The sequence below is a fragment of the Bacteroides sp. D1 genome, assembly GCF_000157095.2.
Taxonomy (GTDB): Bacteria; Bacteroidota; Bacteroidia; order Bacteroidales; family Bacteroidaceae; genus Bacteroides; species Bacteroides xylanisolvens.
Genome location: NZ_JH114344.1, coordinates 422,317 through 441,431, shown reverse-complemented (window position 1 = coordinate 441,431; position 19,115 = coordinate 422,317). Strand labels below are relative to the sequence as shown.

At 38.7% G+C, this 19,115-nt stretch carries 12 protein-coding genes and 1 pseudogene; 10 read left to right on the top strand and 3 right to left on the bottom strand.

What is annotated here, in order from left to right:
* Together BSAG_RS26080 and nadA are read right to left on the bottom strand one after the other, a co-directional pair.
* A pseudogene (locus BSAG_RS26080) lies at positions 1–113 on the bottom strand (transposase); the annotation flags it as partial.
* Positions 114–328: 215 nt separating this feature from the next.
* A complete protein-coding gene (gene nadA / locus BSAG_RS06910) occupies positions 329–1,267 on the bottom strand; it encodes a quinolinate synthase NadA (protein WP_004316098.1) in 939 nt (312 codons plus the stop codon).
* Between the two features lie 500 nt (positions 1,268–1,767).
* Here nadA and BSAG_RS06915 point away from each other — a divergent pair, with 500 nt between their 5' ends.
* Complete coding sequence (locus BSAG_RS06915) at positions 1,768–2,295, top strand: RNA methyltransferase (protein WP_004298728.1); 528 nt, start codon at positions 1,768–1,770, stop codon at positions 2,293–2,295.
* A 360-nt stretch (positions 2,296–2,655) separates the two neighbouring features.
* Here the strand turns inward: BSAG_RS06915 and BSAG_RS06920 are convergent, their stop codons facing one another.
* Positions 2,656–3,234: a DUF4294 domain-containing protein gene (locus BSAG_RS06920; RefSeq protein WP_004308443.1), complete on the bottom strand. Its 579-nt coding sequence runs from the start codon at positions 3,232–3,234 to the stop codon at positions 2,656–2,658.
* Between the two features lie 144 nt (positions 3,235–3,378).
* Between BSAG_RS06920 and BSAG_RS06925 the strand changes: the two genes are divergently transcribed.
* The 9 genes from BSAG_RS06925 (at position 3,379) to BSAG_RS06965 (ending at position 19,102) form a co-directional block, all read left to right on the top strand.
* Entirely contained in the window at positions 3,379–5,427 is a 2,049-nt protein-coding gene (locus tag BSAG_RS06925) for a helix-hairpin-helix domain-containing protein (RefSeq protein WP_004316099.1), read from the top strand.
* A gap of 43 nt (positions 5,428–5,470) precedes the next feature.
* Entirely contained in the window at positions 5,471–5,980 is a 510-nt protein-coding gene (locus tag BSAG_RS06930; RefSeq protein WP_004316100.1) for a sigma-70 family RNA polymerase sigma factor, read from the top strand.
* Positions 5,981–6,011: 31 nt separating this feature from the next.
* Complete coding sequence (locus BSAG_RS06935) at positions 6,012–7,190, top strand: FecR family protein (protein ID WP_004316101.1); 1,179 nt, start codon at positions 6,012–6,014, stop codon at positions 7,188–7,190.
* A gap of 133 nt (positions 7,191–7,323) precedes the next feature.
* Positions 7,324–10,677 carry a SusC/RagA family TonB-linked outer membrane protein gene (locus BSAG_RS06940; RefSeq protein ID WP_004316102.1) on the top strand — a complete coding sequence of 1,118 codons (3,354 nt, stop codon included), beginning with the start codon at positions 7,324–7,326 and terminating at the stop codon, positions 10,675–10,677.
* Between the two features lie 16 nt (positions 10,678–10,693).
* Entirely contained in the window at positions 10,694–12,217 is a 1,524-nt protein-coding gene (locus BSAG_RS06945; RefSeq protein ID WP_004316103.1) for a RagB/SusD family nutrient uptake outer membrane protein, read from the top strand.
* A 9-nt stretch (positions 12,218–12,226) separates the two neighbouring features.
* Positions 12,227–12,910 (top strand): DUF4843 domain-containing protein, encoded by a 684-nt coding sequence (locus BSAG_RS06950; RefSeq protein WP_004316104.1) that lies wholly within the window; start codon positions 12,227–12,229, stop codon positions 12,908–12,910.
* A 17-nt stretch (positions 12,911–12,927) separates the two neighbouring features.
* Positions 12,928–14,601, top strand: a complete 1,674-nt coding sequence (locus tag BSAG_RS06955; protein WP_008770504.1) for a PKD-like family lipoprotein — start codon at positions 12,928–12,930, stop codon at positions 14,599–14,601.
* Between the two features lie 15 nt (positions 14,602–14,616).
* Positions 14,617–16,965 carry a zinc-dependent metalloprotease gene (locus BSAG_RS06960; protein WP_008016560.1) on the top strand — a complete coding sequence of 783 codons (2,349 nt, stop codon included), beginning with the start codon at positions 14,617–14,619 and terminating at the stop codon, positions 16,963–16,965.
* Between the two features lie 25 nt (positions 16,966–16,990).
* Positions 16,991–19,102, top strand: coding sequence for a DUF5117 domain-containing protein (locus BSAG_RS06965; RefSeq protein WP_004316108.1), 2,112 nt, complete (start codon positions 16,991–16,993; stop codon positions 19,100–19,102).
* The last annotated feature ends 13 nt before the right edge of the window (positions 19,103–19,115 follow it).

Sequence of the window (19,115 nt, the reverse complement as noted above, 5' to 3'; positions counted from 1 at the left end):
TGGAGGCGACCTAATTCACTCGTTGCAAAACTTTGACGATATTTTTTTAGCATATCGAACTCAGTAAAACCTAAAAGAGGTTCGATTTCTGAGATTTTTTGTATCTTTACCATGTGTTTTTATTTTAGATTACCCCCGTTTTGGCCGTCAAACCGTTTTTTGGGGGGAATGCTTAAAGATACAAAAAAGGCAACTAACTCGCAATGAATTAGTTGCCTTAAATTTTATTATTTTAGGAATATCCCTTTTTATCTTTAAAGAATTAAATTATTTTAAGACAGCTTCTAATTGTTATTCATTCAAGAACAATAATAGAAACCAAATTTCTTTATAATCCCAACTTAGCCGAAATCTCCAGCATCCGCTGAATCGGCTTCACTGCCTTCTTAGCCACCTCCGGATCTACTGTAATCTCCGGTGCTTCATTCTTCAGACACTCATAGAGCTTCTCTAACGTATTCAATCGCATGAAGCTACACTCGTTACATCCACACGTACTATCGTTCGGCGGAGCAGGGATAAACGTCGTCTGCGGACACTTCTTCTGCATCTCATGCAAGATACCCGATTCGGTAGCCACAATATAGGTGTTTTCCGGATGATTCACTGCATACTTCAACAATGCTGCCGTAGACCCTACCACATCCGCCAGTTTCAAAACCGTACTCTTACATTCGGGATGTGCCAGCACCAATGCTTCGGGATGCTGCGTCTTCAATTCCACAATCTTTTCAACAGAGAACTGTTCATGCACATGACAGGCACCGTCCCAAAGCAACATATTCCGGTTCGTAACTGAGTTGATATAATTCCCCAGATTCCGGTCCGGACCAAAGATTATTTTCTCATCTTTGGGGAAGCTTTCCACAATCTGCTTCGCATTGGTGGAAGTCACCACCACATCCGTTACCGCTTTCACCGCAGCCGTCGTGTTGACGTACGAAATAACGGTGTATCCCGGGTGTTCTTTGACAAACTGTGCAAACTGATCCGCCGGACAACTGTCCGCCAACGAACAACCTGCCGCCATGTCGGGTACCAACACTTTCTTGTCCGGACAAAGCACCTTTGCCGTTTCCCCCATAAAGTGAACGCCACACATCACAATAATGTCCGCTTCCGTTTTGGCTGCCCATTGAGCCAATGCCAAACTGTCGCCAACGTAATCGGCGATGTCTTGTATTTCCCCTTTCTGGTAGTAGTGTCCCAGAATGATTGCATTCTTTTCTTTCTTTAGCTCGTTAATAGCCTTTATGAGTTCATTCATAATAATATTCTTATTTCTTTCCTTTTAAAAAAATCTTTTGTTGGTGATGATAGCCTGTTAATAATGTTAGCAAATAAATACGATTTTTCTTGCCGGATAAGTTATTAGTCCATACTTCTGCTTTATGAGTCGGTTATGAACTGATGTAAAGGGCAAGATATCCTATTCTACTTGCTTCATTATCAATGAAAGCATCGTTAAATGCCGTCAAATGGAAGTTTGCTATTAACTCCCTGTTGATAAAGTGCAAAGTTAAAAACTTTATGGATATAAACAGGTAGATAAGTGCTGAAAAATATGTTTATGTCTGTGTAGAAAGTTTTGGGTTAGTTTTTTGGAATGTTCATAATGAAGGCCTCTTATATCTTCTTTTGAATAATGCAAGAATTATTTTTCAAAATCTTTGCCGATAGTTTTGACAGGTTTTAAACCGTTATCAACACCTTGTTAACTGAAAAGAATTACCTTTGTGGACAAGAACATAATAAAAGAAAAGACGTATGCGTAAACTGAAAATAACAGAGCTGAACCGTATCAGTGCCGAAGAGTTTAAACAGGTTGAAAAACTGCCTTTGGTGGTAGTGCTGGACGATATTCGTAGTTTGCACAATATAGGTTCTGTGTTCCGTACTTCGGATGCTTTCCGTATTGAATGTATCTATCTGTGTGGTATAACAGCTACCCCACCGCACCCTGAAATGCATAAGACTGCGCTGGGTGCAGAGTTCACTGTCGACTGGAAGTATGTTAATAACGCTGTTGATGCTGTTGATAACCTCAAAAATGAAGGGTATATCGTTTATTCTGTAGAGCAGGCGGAAGGAAGCATCATGCTTGATGAGCTCCAGTTGGATAAAACCAAGAAGTACGCTATCGTTATGGGAAACGAAGTGAAAGGGGTACAGCAGGAGGTTATTAACCATTCGGATGGCTGTATAGAGATTCCTCAATATGGTACCAAACATTCGTTGAATGTTTCCGTAACTACTGGTATTGTGATTTGGGATTTGTTCAAAAAGTTACACTAATAGTCATAATACAGGATTGGTTAATAAGTTGTTTATAACGAGTTAATAGCTTAGTTAATTCATTCATAATCAATAACTATGTTCTGTTTATAACTATATGGAGCCATGTTGATTCTATGGGTGTTGGGTAATTATTATTATAGTTGTTGATAGTTCGTTTTCAGGCTGTTAATACTTGAGTTTTCAGGTATTAACAGCCTATATGATATGTATTAATAGCTGGGAACTCAAGTATTAACTTCTGAGAAACCGGAAATTAATACCTTGCAGGAAGCTTGTTAATTCTTGAAATGATAACTAGTATGGTTGAGTAGTGATCAATTAGTTTATAAAGTTTATAAACTTATAAGCTGATTGATTTTAGATCTGTCCGTTCTCCACCATCAACACTACACGTTCCGTTAGTTTGTCTTCACCTTGCGGATCATATTCTTTTTTTAAACTGGCTCCGAACAATGCAGCAAAAGTCTGATAGAATCCCGCTTTGAAAGGTCCCATAAATGCTTTTACCAGTTCATAACTGGTAGAATTGCTTTGGCGGTCTATTAATTTAATCAACAGTTTTCCCTGTGCAAACGAGAGTTTTTTCATTCGGGGAGTATATTGATCTTTCAATCCTTTTTCAACCCGTTTGATATGTTTTTGGCGGGCTTTCTCATTGGGTAAAGTCTGAAGATATTCGTAAGTTTCAATGATGGCCTGGTTAATTTCTCTGGAGATAGGATATACCTTTTTCACATTGCGGATCAGTCGGTAATATTCCTGGCGTTCCTTTTCATTTTTGAATTTCAACGGACGGAAAATATACACAGTTCTTAACTGGACACATGGAATGGTATCTCCATTGTAGATACACATCGGAACCAAATATCCATTGATGCTTTGTTTATCTTGAGCTTGCAGGCGCAACGAACAACAAACAATAGCAAACAGCGTCATTACTACTATGTTAAGCCTTCTTTTCACGATACAAAAATAGAATTAAAATTTTATTATTCAGACATTTCTCTTCGATGTTAACCTATTTAAAGTATCTTTGCGGCCTTATCTGTTAAAAAGCAGGAAGAATAAACCATTTTATTGATGAAAACTATTCAACTTTTACGGTTGATAAGTATTATAAACAGCCTGTTAATAATTCCTGCTTGTAGTGCTCAAAACCTTTCTGAAAGTCTTTTAGAAGATGTTCTTGAAGATTTATCCGTTAATAACGGAACTGATAACTCTGTTAATACTCCTAATTGGGAAAATGAATTGGAAGAACTTTCCAATCGTATGCAGGAACCAGTTAATTTGAATGTTGCTACCCGTGAACAACTCGAACAGTTTCCTTTCCTTAGTGATATTCAGATTGAACATTTGCTGGCCTACATCTATATACACGGACAGATGAAAACCATCTATGAACTTCAACTGGTAGAAGAGATGGATAGGCAAACAATCCAGTATTTACTACCTTTTGTCTGTATAAAAGCTATTAACAATGAACCTGCTTTTCGGTGGAAAAGTCTGTTGAAAAGCGCAGCGAAATATGGAAAAAATGAGCTGTTAACTCGCTTTGATATACCATTTTATAGGCGAAAAGGTTATGAACATACCTATTTAGGACCTTCTGTTTATAACTCTGTGAAATACAGTTTCCGATACAGTGACCGACTCTATGCAGGAGTCGTTGCTGAAAAAGATGCTGGAGAACCTTTTGGAGCTTTACACAATCGCTACGGCTATGATTATTATTCCTTTTATCTGTTATTAAAAGATTGTGGACGATTAAAAGCATTAGCTATTGGTAACTATCGGCTTAGTTTCGGACAAGGATTAGTGATTAGCACTGATTATCTGATGGGAAAAACAATTTATGCCTCTTCTTTCAACAATCGCAGTGGCGGAATAAAGAAACACTCTTCCAGCGATGAATACAATTATTTTCGGGGAGTGGCCGCCACTGTTGCTTTATCTAAAGATTGGGATCTTTCCGGTTTCTATTCACACCGTTCATTAGATGGAGTAATCACTGACGGAGAAATCACCTCTATCTATAAAACCGGACTGCACCGAAGTCAAAAAGAAGCGGATAAAAAGAACCTATTCACCATGCAATTAACAGGTGGACACGTGAGTTATCAACACAACCGTATTCGACTGGGTATCACCGGTATTTACTACCTTTTCAACCGACCATACGAACCGGAATTAACAGGCTATTCCAAATACAATCTTCATGGAAACAACTTCTATAATCTGGGGATTGATTATGCTTACCGCTGGCATCGTTTTTCTTTTCAAGGAGAGACGGCCATCGGAAAACAAGGTTGGGCCTCTTTGAACCGTTTGCAATATTCACCGGTTCAAAACACTCAAATCATGTTGATACACCGGTTTTATTCTTATAACTATTGGGCCATGTTTGCCCATTCTTTTGGTGAAGGAAGTACGACACAAAATGAACAGGGATATTATATCGGCATGGAGACTTCTCCTTTTGCCTATTGGAAATTCTTCGCCTCATTCGATTTATTTTCTTTTCCGTGGAAAAAATACAGAGTAAATAAACCCTCTCGCGGAACAGACGGATTGCTTCAAGCCACTTTCACTCCACGCAGCTATCTATCCATGTATCTGAAGTACCGCTATAAACGCAAAGAACGGGATTGGACAGGTAGTAAAGGATCACTAACACTTCCTATTTTTCACCATCAACTTCGTTATCGTTTGAACTATTCTTTAGGAGATGTGTTAAGCAGTCGTACAACTTTAGATTATAATCATTTTCATTCTCAGGACAGAGCTGCTAATATAGGATATCAGGTTACACAAATGATATCCTCCCAACTGCCTTGGGCCAGGCTGTTTGCTGACGTTCAGGGCAGTTACTTTTTTACAGAGGATTATGATTCGCGCGTATATGCTTCGGAAAGCGGATTGCTTTATACGTTCTACACACCGTCCTTCCAAGGTCGTGGATTTCGCTGTAGCGTCCGTCTCAGATATGAACTGAATAAGCACTGGTTGTTCATAACCAAGTTTGGCGAAACAGTCTATTTAGATCGGAATGAGATCGGTTCGGGCAATGATTTGATCTGTGGAAATAAAAAAGGAGATGTACAAATGCAGCTGCGTATTAAGTTTTAATGTATATTTGTCTGCCAAAAATAATAGAAGAATACGATATTAAATGGATGACAGGGCTACTTTTGACAAAATGTTTAATGAATGGTATGCACAGTTTGTATATTTTGCATATTATTTTATAAATGACGCTGAGGTATGCAGAGATATCGTAAGTGATGCTTTTGAGTATTTGTGGCGTAATTATGAAAAGATAGAAGAGGCGACGGCTAAAACTTATCTTTATACAATCATTCGTACACGTTGCATTGACTATCTTCGCAAGCAAAATATCCATGAAGAATATGTAGAGTTTACTTCGCAATTAACTGATAAAATGATAGAAAGCGATTCGCAACATTCTGATTCTCGTGTTTTGCGTATTCGTAAAGCTATGGAAAAGTTGACTCCTTATAATTATCATATATTGGAAGCATGCTATATTCATAATAAGAAATATAAAGAAGTGGCCGAAGAATTGAATGTAAGTGTTGCGGCTATTCATAAGAATATAGTAAAGGCTTTGCGTATTCTTCGCGAAGAATTGGGTCAAGAGGGTAACCGGAATAGACTTTAAAACGTAAATATATATATTGAATACATTATTTATGGATGAAAAGAATATAAATATAAGCAAGTCGGAAGAAGAACTCCTGGAAATTATGGAGAATCGTTCTCATATAACTGCTGATCAATTACATAATTTGAAAGAAGATGAGGAATGCTTGCAAGCATGTTCTGATTTGGCAGAAATTGTGATAGAGATGCAGAAAAAACAAAATATGCTGGCAATTGATGTCCGGAATGAAATGGCAGATTTTCATAATAAACATTCTAAAAACAATCGAAGAAAAAATACACGCATGCTGTTGTGGGCCAGTATCACAGGTGTAGCGGCAGCTGTTGTCATAATTTTAGTTTTGCGTGCAATGATGATTTCGTCGCAACCGGAAATCATTCAAGTGTTTCAAGCCAATCATGTTGCCCAAGAAGTCACTTTACAAGTGAATGATGAGAAGGAAATAAAACCACTAAAAGAAGTGGTAGAATCTCTTTCGTCTTCCTCTACTGCACAGTTGTCTTCTAAAGAAATAGATTATAGTCGTGCTCTTCTTCAGACAGAAACCAAGGAAGTAGGAAAGCAGAAAGTACAGATACATAGATTAAGTATTCCCAGGGGAGAGACATTCAAAGTTGTTTTATCCGAAGGAACCGAAGTCTTCTTGAATTCAGACAGCCGATTAGCTTACCCTACGATTTTTAAAGGAAAAGAAAGAGTCGTCTCTTTGGAAGGTGAAGCTTATTTTAAAGTTACTAAAGATGCAAAACATCCTTTTATTGTGAAAAGTGGAAATCTACAGGTTCGCGTATTAGGAACGGAATTTAATGTGCGTAGCTACTCTCCTATTGATGTCCGTGTTACGCTCATTACAGGAAAAGTGGCTGTTAGCGATACTTGTGGAATTCATAGTGTTGAAATGATGCCGGGACAAAGTGCACAGCTTTCTTCTGACGGAACGTTTGCTGTGAACGAGGTGGACATTGAATCATTTTTATATTGGAAGGAAGGATTTTTCTATTTTGACGATGTTGCCCTGGTTGACATGATGAAAGAAATAGGGCGTTGGTATAATATAGATATTGAGTTCCGCAATAGCAAAATTATGGATCTTCGTATGCATTTCTTTGCAAATCGTCACCAAGACATCTTTCACTTGATTGAATTATTGAATCGAATGGAGAGGATACATGCTCATTTTGAAACAGGAAAACTAATTATTGAATAAAAAACGAGCAAAAAGTCATAAATCTGAATAGAAATATATATTTCTGAAAAATAAATTCTTTTAAGGGTAACCATTCTTTTTTAAACTTCGTATATAATTAAAAGAATGAAATATTATTTAACTATTCGGGCTTATGAAAAAGAATCAAGCACAAAAGTTCATTGTCTTGTTCTTGTTTTTCCTTTTTGCCTATTCATGGCGTGTTGAAGCGCAAACAGGTAAGGAAAAGCAAATAACAATGGAGTTTAAAAATGAAGGATTACCCTCTATTTTTAAACGTTTTGAAAAAGTATCGGGATATAAAGTTCTTTTTATCTACGATGAAATCAGTTCTTATACTTCTACCGGAAAAGTAGAAAAAGCTACAGTCGATGAAGCATTGAAAGTGATTATCGGGAAAAATCCGTTGAAATACCACATTGACGGACAATTCATCAATATCACAAAAGAGGATTCTAAAAAGTTTTTTTCACAAGTAAAAGGAAAAGTTTTTTCCGAGGAAGACGGACTTCCTGTTATCGGTGCCACTATTATCGTAGAAGATGCCAATAATATTAGGGCTATCACGGACAATAATGGTAATTTTCAGCTTTCTAATGTTTCGAAAGATAGTCGGGTTAGAATATCGTATGTAGGTTTGGAGACTCAGTTCTTGAATCCTTCATCCTATATGTCGGTAGTGATGAAGTCTGATACAAAAGCACTCGATGAAGTGGTGGTGACAGGTATGTTTAATAGAAAGAAAGAGGGATTCACTGGTTCTGCTGTTACTATCAAGGGTGAAGAACTGAAAAAGTATAGTACGAATAATGTGGCTAAAGCGATAGCTGCTGTCGCTCCCGGGCTTCGTATCATGGATAATATCAATATGGGGTCTAATCCGAATAATCTGCCTGATATGCGTATGCGTGGCGGTGCAAATATGGATTTGAATGCACAGGCTACGGTAGATTTAAATTCTGCCAGTAATGATGTGCTGGCAGTTCAGGGCGAATATGAGACCTATGCCAATCAACCGCTGCTTATCATGGACGGATTTGAAATCAGTATACAGACACTTGCTGATATGGATCCCGACCGTGTTGCTTCCATCGTTGTGTTGAAAGATGCGGCAGCTACGGCTATTTATGGTTCGCGTGCGGCAAATGGAGTAATTGTTATCGAAAGCAAGACTCCCAAACCGGGACGGATTTGGGTGACTTATGGTGGGGAACTTCGTATTGAAGCTCCGGATATGACCGGGTATAACTTGATGAATGCAAGAGAGAAGATAGATGCAGAGTTGCAAAGCGGACTTTATACATACGGCGGCGAAACAGTTGAAAAATGGCAGCTCTATCAATCTAAATTGCGTGAAGTGCTGGCAGGAGTAAATACTTATTGGCTGGACAAGCCTTTGCAAACAGCTTTCCAACAACGACATACGGTTACGCTGGAAGGTGGTGATGAAGCCTTACGCTATCGGATGTATGTCGGATATAATAGTTCTCCGGGTGTGATGAAAGACAGCAAACGTGATGTACTGACCGGTTCACTTGATTTTCAGTATCGTCTGAAAAAGGTGTTGTTAAAGAATAGTATTACGTTGGATAATTCGGTGGCTAATGAGTCTCCGTGGGGAAGTTTTAGTGAATATACCCGCTTGAATCCTTATCTGCGTCCGTATGGAGAGAACGGAGAAATACAAAAACGGCTTGATAATTTTGAAGGAGTGGGTGGTGAGTCGAGCTACCTGAATCCGATGTATAATACGACATTCAACAGCAAAGATCAGAGTAAGAACTTCACAGTACGTGAACTTTTCAGGGTAGAATATAATCCTACTAATGAATTACGGTTTGAAGGAGCTTTTAATTTGTCCAAAAGTGTAGGACATCGTGATATTTTCCGTCCTGCACAACATACGCTTTTTGATAATGTGACCGATCCTACCTTAAGAGGTGATTACCGCAGAAGCCAGAGTGAAGCTGTCAGTTGGGGAATCGATTTGACAGGAAGCTGGAACAAGCAATTGAAAGACCATTATCTGACTGCTAATGCACGCATGAGTGTATTGGAGAATAATTCGGAGACTTATGGAAACTATGTGACCGGTTTCCCGAATGATAATATGGATAACTTGTTGTTTGGTAAGAAATATAACGAGAAAGTGACGGGCGATGAGAGGACAACACGCTCTATCGGTTGGGTGGCTGCCGGAGGTTATTCTTATAAATATAAGTATTCGTTCGACTTTAATATACGTTTGGACGGTTCTTCACAGTTTGGAAAAAATAACCGTTGGGCTCCTTTCTGGTCAACAGGATTGCGCTGGGATTTGAAAAAAGAGAACTTCATGAAAGATGTATCTTTTATTTCCGATTTCATTTTGAGGGGTACATACGGTACGACCGGTTCGCAAGGTTTTGATCCTTATCAGGCACATGGTTATTATACATACTCTAATTTGCTGCTTCCTTATTACTCATCTGATGCAACAGGTTCGGAAATCTTGGCTATGCATAATGAGAGTTTAAAATGGCAGACAACGAAAAGTACTAATCTTGCCTTGGAACTCGGGTTTTTCGATCAGCGTTTTACTGCACGTGTGGAATATTATCGGAAAATAACAGATAATATGGTTGCCAATATAAGTCTTGCTCCTTCTCTTGGTTTCAGCAGTTATCCGGAAAATCTGGGAAAGATAGAGAATAAGGGTTGGGAAATTTCTCTCTCGGCTATTCCTTATAAAAACACTGCTAAACAAGCTTATTGGACAATTACAGTAAACGGTTCTCATAATACTGACAAACTATTGAAAATATCGGAAGCGATGAAATACAGAAATGATAAAAGTGCATCAGATTTAAAAGATACGCCGTTGCCACGTTATGAAGAAGGTGAATCTCTTTCCCGTATCTGGGTAGTACGTTCATTAGGTATTGATCCGGCTTCCGGAGATGAAATATTATTGAAACGTAACGGGGAGATGACGAGTGCCGTTAACTGGAGTGCGAATGATGTAGTACCTATTGGTAATACAGAACCTAAATGGCAAGGATATATTAATTCTTCCTTTACATACAGAGGTTGGGGAGCAGATGTCAGCTTCAGGTATCAGTTTGGCGGTCAGGTATATAATCAGACCTTGCTTGACAAGGTGGAAAATGCTAATTTGAAATATAATGTAGATCGACGGGTAACTCAGCTACGTTGGGCGAAACCGGGTGATAAGGCACAGTTCCGTATTCTTAATCCTAACGGTTTGGAAACGAAAGCCACTTCCCGGTTTATAATGGATGAAAATATATTCCAGGGAAGTTCGTTGTCTGTTTACTATCGTATGGATCGTACTAATACAAAATTTATTAGTCATTGGGGATTGAGTTCCGCTAAAGTGACGTTTAATATGGAAGACTTTTTCTATTGGTCTACAGTGAAACGCGAAAGAGGTTTGTACTATCCGTATTCCCGTCAGTTTACATTTGCTCTGAATGTTGCTTTCTAATTAAAAACCTATTTGTATGAAACAGATAATATATATACTATTAACAACAACAATGCTGGGACTTATGTCTTGCAGCGACTGGTTGGATGTATCTCCGAAGACTTCTATTCCTACCGACAAGCAATTTGAGTCGGAATCAGGATTTAAGGATGCGCTTACAGGTATTTATTTGAAGTTGGGAACCACGACATTATATGCCGGAGACTTGACTTATGCTTATTTGGATGAGTTGGCAGGATTATATTCCGATTATCCGGGGTATAATACAAATGCTGTTTTCGACCAAAGTATCGTGTTCGATTATGAGAACATGTTTTTGAGTAAGAAGAATGGGATTTACTCAACGATGTATAACATCATAGCCAATATTAATAACTTCTTGGAGTACGTAGACAAAAATAAAGATGTTTTAGTTACCGAACGCTATTATGAAACTATGAAGGGAGAGGCACTCGGGCTTCGCGCTTTTCTTCACTTTGATTTGTTGCGTATGTTCGGTCCTGTTTATAAAGAACATCCTGCATCCAAAGCTATACCCTACCGTATTGCTTTTGATAAGGATGCCACTCCTGTTTTACCAGCCAGCGAAGTGGTTGACGCTATTCTCAAAGATTTGAATGACGCTGAAAAATTACTGAAAGAGAGTGATCCTCTTGATTTCTTTACCGATCAGACGGATGAAGATTTTATAGATAAAAATCATTTTCTTGTCAATCGTGAGTTTCGTATGAATCTATATGCGGTTAAAGCTATGCTGGCTCGTGTATATTGTTACAAAGGTGATGCGGAAAGTAAAGGATTGGCCACAGAGTACGCTAAACAAGTGATTGCTGCCTCTAAGTATTTTACATTGTATAAATCGCAGACTGCTTCCAATTACAATTCCATACGCTACGCAGAGCAAATCTTTGGAATAACAGTCAATGAATTCTCCAATTTGCTTATTGGAAATTATATGGATATGGAGAATACCAATACTCAGCAACATTTCTATCTGGATGGAGATAAATTTAAATTCTTCTATGAAACTGCCGATGCAGGGAATACTGACTGGAGAAAAAATACGGAAATGTTTGAGGTTATTAATGGGGCAAGTCGGACAGATGTTTTTTGTAGAAAATATAATCAGAAACCTTTGAATGGCGGATATGCTTATTCCGGTGCTGACGCTATCCCTTTGATACGCTTACCCGAAATGTATTATATTGTAGCAGAATGTGTTCCTTCTGCATCGGAAAGTGCTGACGCGTTAAATACCGTACGTTTTGCACGTGGTATCTCTTATAGTGATGAAATACCGACTACCGGATATGATGACCTTGATAATACTTCGGAAGAAGACAAAAACCAGACTAAACGTATTAATGAGATAATGAAAGAATATAGAAAAGAATATTTCGCGGAAGGTCAACTTTTCTATTTCTTGAAAGCGCATAATTATAGCACTTATTATGGTTGTGGGATTGAAACGATGACTGAAGCCCATTATCAGATGACGTTGCCGGATGACGAGTATATTTTTGGAAACAACTCTAAATGATGAAGCATTATGAAACGTATTATATATTTTGTTTTAGCTATTCTTGTTTGCGGCATTTATGTAGGATGCAGTGAAAACGAGATAGACTTATATGACCAGACACCTCGTATCAATTTCTATGGTAGCACTACGCATGTCCGTACTTTGGTTGATACGGATTATGTGAAGAAAGAACCTTATGCTGTAGACAGTTTCGAGGTAAGAATACAAGGAGATTTTTTGAAAGAGAATCGTGATTTCTGTGTGAAAGTAACTCCGAATAATGATTATCAGAATTCAGTGGATGTATTATTGGAAAGCAAGTATACATATACTGACCTTGATACAGTTTGCCAGATATTCTATTATAAAATAAATCGTCCGAAAGTAGAGGCAGGTAGAAATGTTTATGGTTGTTATCTGGAGTTTGATTTGAATAACCCTCTTCATCAGTTTGATAAAGGTCTGGTAGAAAAGAATCAAATCGTTTTAAATGTCAGATGGGAGTTGAAACCGACCGAATGGAGTGATTATGTGGGATTTGGCAGTTATAGCGATGCTAAATATATGTTTATTATGGATGTATGTCAACGTGTATGGGATGATTTGGAAGATGAAGATATTGATGTAATCAAGCAAGCTTATAGAGAATATAAGGAGGAGGGAAATCCACCGATTTTAGGTGAAGAGGGTGATGAAATAGAATATGAATAAGATTAAAAAGAAACGTTATGAGGAAATATATCATCTGTATAGTAAGTTTTATCGGAGCGGCTTTATTGCAAACAGGCTGTTACGATGACAAGGGAGATTACGATTATCATGATGTAAATACGATGGATATCGTAATACCTGAAACGAAGGTACGTATGCCTAAAGAGGAAGCAGTCGAAGTTTCAATTATACCCGAGATTTCTCAGACTTTGGAGCAAAATGAGAAAAACCTTGTATTTCAATGGAAGAAAACAATCGAAGGAAAGAAAGCGGGGTCGGACAGACTTAGTGATTATAAAGATTATTCCGTAGGCAAAGAATGTAAAGTAACAGTCGAGCCTTATGAATCCGAAAATATAGGTTTGATGTTGGTCATTACGGATAAAAAGAATGGAACAACCTGGTATCAGATAGGTGAAGTTGCAATTATTCGTCCTTTAAATCCTTGCTGGTTTGTATTGCAGGAAAAAGAAGGAAAGGGAGTATTAGGAGCGATAGAGGGTACTCCGGAAGGATATTATGTTTATCCGGATGTCTTTAAATCAGAACTGAATCAGTCATTTCCGTTAGAAGGAAAACCTTTGGCGGTAAGTGCAAGAAAAAACTATGGGGATTCGTTTTTAAGTAGTATGCTGGGTTTTTTTGGTTTTAAAGTAAGTCCGGCGTTAATGGTGGTAACCGATCGGGACTTGGCCTTGTTGACTCCAAGTACTTTAATAACGAGATATCCATCGAATAAAATACTTTTTGAACCGACTGGAAAAGGGGAACCGTTGAATATCGAGCTCTATAAGATGAGTACTCATGGTGAATTGTTTGTGAATAGTGGAAAAGTATATTGTGCTCCTATGGATGGATTTTGTGTACCATTCTCAGTAAAAAAGGAAAGTGAGTTTCCCGCCATTTCCGCTTATGGTTCGTATGGAGGAGGCTATTTGTTTTTTGATTCTGAAAATCATCGTTTTCTTGCTTCCTCTATTCTGGGTTTTAGCGATTATATGGTACCGAATTCGGCTACTCAAGATATACGTAATTATGGAACTAAATGGACTGATCAGAAACCTGTCAGGACATATTTAATGTCGTCTGATGAATCAAATGTCTTTGATCCAAATAAGATTGATCCGTCTTTAGAAGTGCATGACATTGTTACGGGAGGAAACGGGGGAAATTTTGCTTATGCAATTGCTGCTCCCCATAACGGAAAAGAGCTGACTGTGTTTAAATTCAGTGCGCAAGATGAAGATCCGATTTGTGCTGCCCGGTATACGATTGCTTTACCGTCCGAAGTAAATGTAGAAACAGCAAAATTTGCAGCTTCTTACGCGTATACGGCAAACCTTATATTTATGACATCGGGTAATAAATTATATCGCATTGATCTTGGTCGCGGAAGGGCAATTGAACTTTATACTTATGAAACTGATCCGTCAGCACAGATAGTTAGTTTTAAATTTAAGGACCCTGAAAGTGTGAGAGAGGAAGATGACGATGAGGAAATAGGCGAATATAAGGAGAAACTAGGTATGTCTCTCGGGTTGGGTATCAATACTGCTGACAAAGGTGTAGTTGTCGAATTGCAATTGACAGTGGCGGGCGATGTAGCTCGTGAAGAAAACAGCATTTGTGTTTACGAAGATCCCGATCAGCCTATTGGGAAGATTGTTGATATTAGCTATAATTATGAATAGTATAAACCGGTCTTTATGCTAAAAGGAATTATCGGTGCAGTATTTCTTGCTGTTGTCTGTACTTGTCTGTACGGGCAACAGCAAAGTATTACAACTTTTATTAAAGAAGAAGCACCAGTGGAAGTTATTCCCGGTATGTTTACTACCTACCGAAGTGATAAACATATCTATTGGGAAATCCCGGATTCATTGATTGGACGTGAGTTTGCCGTAACGACAACTATCCTGACAGCTCCTGCCCGTCCGGACCGGGATATGGAAAAGAAATTCGGATATGCGGGTGACATGATAGGTCCGGTATTTTTCAGTTTCCGTAAACAGGGTGACGAGTTGTGGATGATGGATCCACAATATGAGAGGGTGATAGAAAATCCTGAAGGAACGTATGCAAAAATCGCCGCCCAACGTGGGAACGAAAGGCTTTATAAGATATTACCGATTAAAGCTAGGAATCAGGGAAGCAGCTTGATAGAGATTGGTGAAGTATTAAAAGATTTTCCTTTGTTTACTCTTGATATTGTATCTTTTGATTTATTGATAGGTACGCGTTTAAGAGAGAAAGATTATATCAAGGAAATTAAAGGATATGACAACCGCTTGTTGATACACGCATCACGAGTTTATCGAAGTTCGTCAATGAAAATACCAGGTAAGCCTGTTGCACCTCCTTATATTGGAGACTGGGATACAGGTATCTGCATAAAATTACTGTCAAAAAGACCGTTGGAGGCAGTTGCTGCAAATACCGGAGCTTATTTTTCTATCAGCAAGGAGTGTTTTCAAGGGAATCAGCCTGCTATTCGGAAATCTGTTGTCAAACGATGGCGGCTGGAAATAAGGGCGGAAGATGAAGAAAGATACATGAGGGGGGAACTGGTAGAACCCATACAACCTATTATTTTTTATATAGATCGTAATACACCGGAAAAGTACATCGACTGTATCATTGAAGCGGTGCGTGACTGGCGTCCGGCTTTCGAGAAAGCTGGATTTAAGAACGCCATTGATGCGCGGCTGGCTCCTACCGTTGAGGAAAATCCTGATTTTAGTATTTATGACAGTACTTATCCGTTCATCTCATGGAAGATATCAGGACAAAATAACGCTTATGGACCGACTCCATGCGAACCCCGGTCCGGTGAGATTATTGCTTGCCACATCGGTATTTTTTGCAGTGTCTTGAATTTGGAACAGAAATGGTATTTTGCTCAATGTGGAGCGAATGATCCGCAGGCATGGAATATAGAGCTGCCGGACTCTTTGCAATACGAACAGATAAAACAAGTGCTGACACATGAAGTGGGTCATACATTAGGATTGGAACATAACTTTCTGGGTAGTTCTCATTACTCCATCGATCAATTACGTGATAATGACTTTTTAAGTCAATATAGTATTGGTAGTTCCATAATGGATTATGTGCGGTGTAATTATGCTTTGCGTCCTCAAGATAAAGTTGATTTGAGAAACAGGAGGGTACGTGTCGGTGAATATGATAAGTGGGCTATTGAATGGGGCTATCGTATATTTCCGGGTAAAGATGCTTCTGAAAGAGAAAAGAACAGGAGCCTTTGGAATCAGGAAAAACAGAAAGATCCCTCATTACATTTTTCGGGCAGAATGGATGTAAGGGCTCAGGCAGAAGATTTGGGTAATGACCATGTTATGGTTAATACACAGGGAATAGAGAACTTGAAATATTTGTGTGAACATCCGGATGTCTGGAATGTGACGGATAAAACGTCTTTGCGTGTATTACAGGGGCGTTATGAAGCGGTATTGGAGCATTATAAACAGTGGGTACAGCACGTTTTGTCTCATTTGGGCGGGAAACGTCTTGCTGAGCCGGATGATGAGAATATTTACATACCCGAAAAAGCCGATTACAATAAGAAGGTTATGAGCTTTATACAGGCTTATATATTACAACCGCCTGTGTGGATGTTTGATGAAAAACTTACCGCTAAATTAGAAATAAACGGTAGTCGGGAGTTCGATCGCTTTTATGAAGAGCTGATGTCGGAAATGATTCGTTCCCTCCGGGAAGTGGAAAGAACGGAGAATGTTTGTGAGGATATGTTGTCTGTAGATGAGTTTTTGGAAAGCATACATAAAGAATTATTTACCGAATGGGCTGACAATATTCCTGTAAGTGACGCCAAGTATAAAGTGCAGCTGCTTTATGTGAGTAAACTTGTTAAATTGTTGGATAGATCAGAAAAGATAACTTCGTCGAGATTATTGGTTTCCATCATGCAGGCTTTGAATAGAATAAAGGAGGAAAGTCTTGATTATAGCCATAAGATTACGGATCCGGTTGCCAAAAAACGGGCAATGTTTCTTGTAGATAGTATTTTGTTTTAATGATGAAAAGTAAATAAAGAAATTCATGAAGAGAAGAAGATATGTGATTGGTATATTGTTGTGTGTCACAGCTTTGCTTCAGGCACAGGATTCCGTCAAGTCATTTGACGAGTTTTTTGTTGCCGGGATGGATAAGATCGACGGTGTGTTTCCTGTGTATGTAGCGGAAAAAGAAATCTATTTGGAAATACCCGAAAAATATATCGGGCGGGAAATTGAAGTCAGTGGACAGATAGACCGAGGGTTTGATTTGTTGAATCGTCCGGTTGACGGACTGGGAGTAGTGCGTATTATATCTCCGGATAAAGCTACAATTTGCTTTCAAAAACCGTTTTATACAGAGCGTATTTTAGATGAAAAAAGCACATATCAGCAATCTTTCTCGTTGTCAAATATGCAACCTGCCGGTAAAAGTTATCCAGTGGTGGCCTATTCAAAAGAGCAGGGAGCTATTATTCGGATAACAGAGTATCTGATGACTGGCGATGACTGGTTCAGCTATAATGATAGTTTTATTCGTTCCTTGGTTCCGGAACTGTCGGAAATAATGAAAATACATCCTTTTAAGGAAGGTGTGTCGTTTACGGTCAGGCGCTATCATGGAGTTGAAGCGGAAAGATATATGCTGTCCAGTTCTGCCATTATATTGCCTGAAGGTAGTATGCCTTTGGAAGTCACTTGTGCAGTACGCTTGCTACCTCTGAAAAAAGATCAGATCCGCTTGGCAGATTACAGAATACCTTACCGGACATTGAGTTTCAAAGATTACTCGCAAAATCCTTATTGTATGGTAGAAGATTCATTGATTCTTCGTTGGGATATGTCACAACCGCTTACTTTCTATGTAGACACTCTTTTTCCGAAGGAATACTTCCAGGCAGTAAAGGAAGGAGTGGAAGCATGGAATACCGCCTTCCATAAAGCAGGTATTCATGATGCTTTACAAGTAAGGTATGCAGACCGAAAGATAATTCCGGCGGAACAACGTGCTTTTATATCTTATGATTTAAGAATACCGGGGATCAAAAGTGACTTTATCTGTCATCCTCGTACCGGAGAAATACTTTCATGTCGTCTGAATATCGGACATGGATTCCTAAAAGGAAAATTAGACGACTATCTGTTAAGTTGCGGTGCCTCGGATTCGCGTATTCTGGCTGACCGTTATTCTAAAGAAGTGGAAAAAGAATTGTTGCAAAATGAAATAACGGAAGAAATTGGATATCTTTTAGGTTTGCGCAGAAGTTTATCGAAAAGCTCGTGTGGAAAGACTTTAAAAGTTGGAGATGATGATTGCCGGACTATTTATTTTGGCTATCATCCTTTCAAAGGAGACCAAAATTGTTATGATGAACGGGAGAAGCTCCGCCAATGGATAGATCATAATTTACCAGATCACATTCGTTTATTCCAACCATCAGGGAAGGAGAATTCTAATTCTTCATTTCCAGAAGATTATGCGGTCAAAATATCGGATTTACAGACTGTAGTGAGTCGGTTGGATAAGATTGTGTATAAGGGGAAGAAATACGATAAAGGGAGTTCGCTCACTGATATATACAGAAAAGCTATTCGTCTGTATGGGAGTTATCTGATGGAAATGGCAAAGGTGGTGGGTAGTTCTCAACCGGCAGATGCGCAGCGTCAGGCAATGCTTGATTTGGACAACTATTTATTTCATTCTGTTAAAAAGATGGAATGTACCTATGTAAAAGAGAATTTGTTGGAAACAAGAAACAATCTTCTGTATCCGGAACTGACGAGGTTGTTCAAACAATTGTTGAGTGTAAAGACAATTTCAGCTCTTCGATTGCAGGCGTTGCAGAGTGACCGGAAGGGGTATGACGATATTGATTTTTTCCGGGATCTTTATAAGGGGTTGTTTAATGGTTTTGATCCGCAGTCTGCCGTTAGTTATGAACAGATGGATATTCAGCTGATATGTTTGGAAGCGTGGCTGGATATTATGCAGGAAGCTACTGAACATAATAGTATAAAGAAACGTTTAACGAACGAATTGCATAGTCTGCACGATAGACTGGAGGAGCTTAGCACGACACATTCCCAAAGGGAAGTACGTGATATGTATATTCTGCTTTTGAGAAGAATGGATCAATATTTCCGTGTGGTTTCTTGAGTGGCGTTAGAGT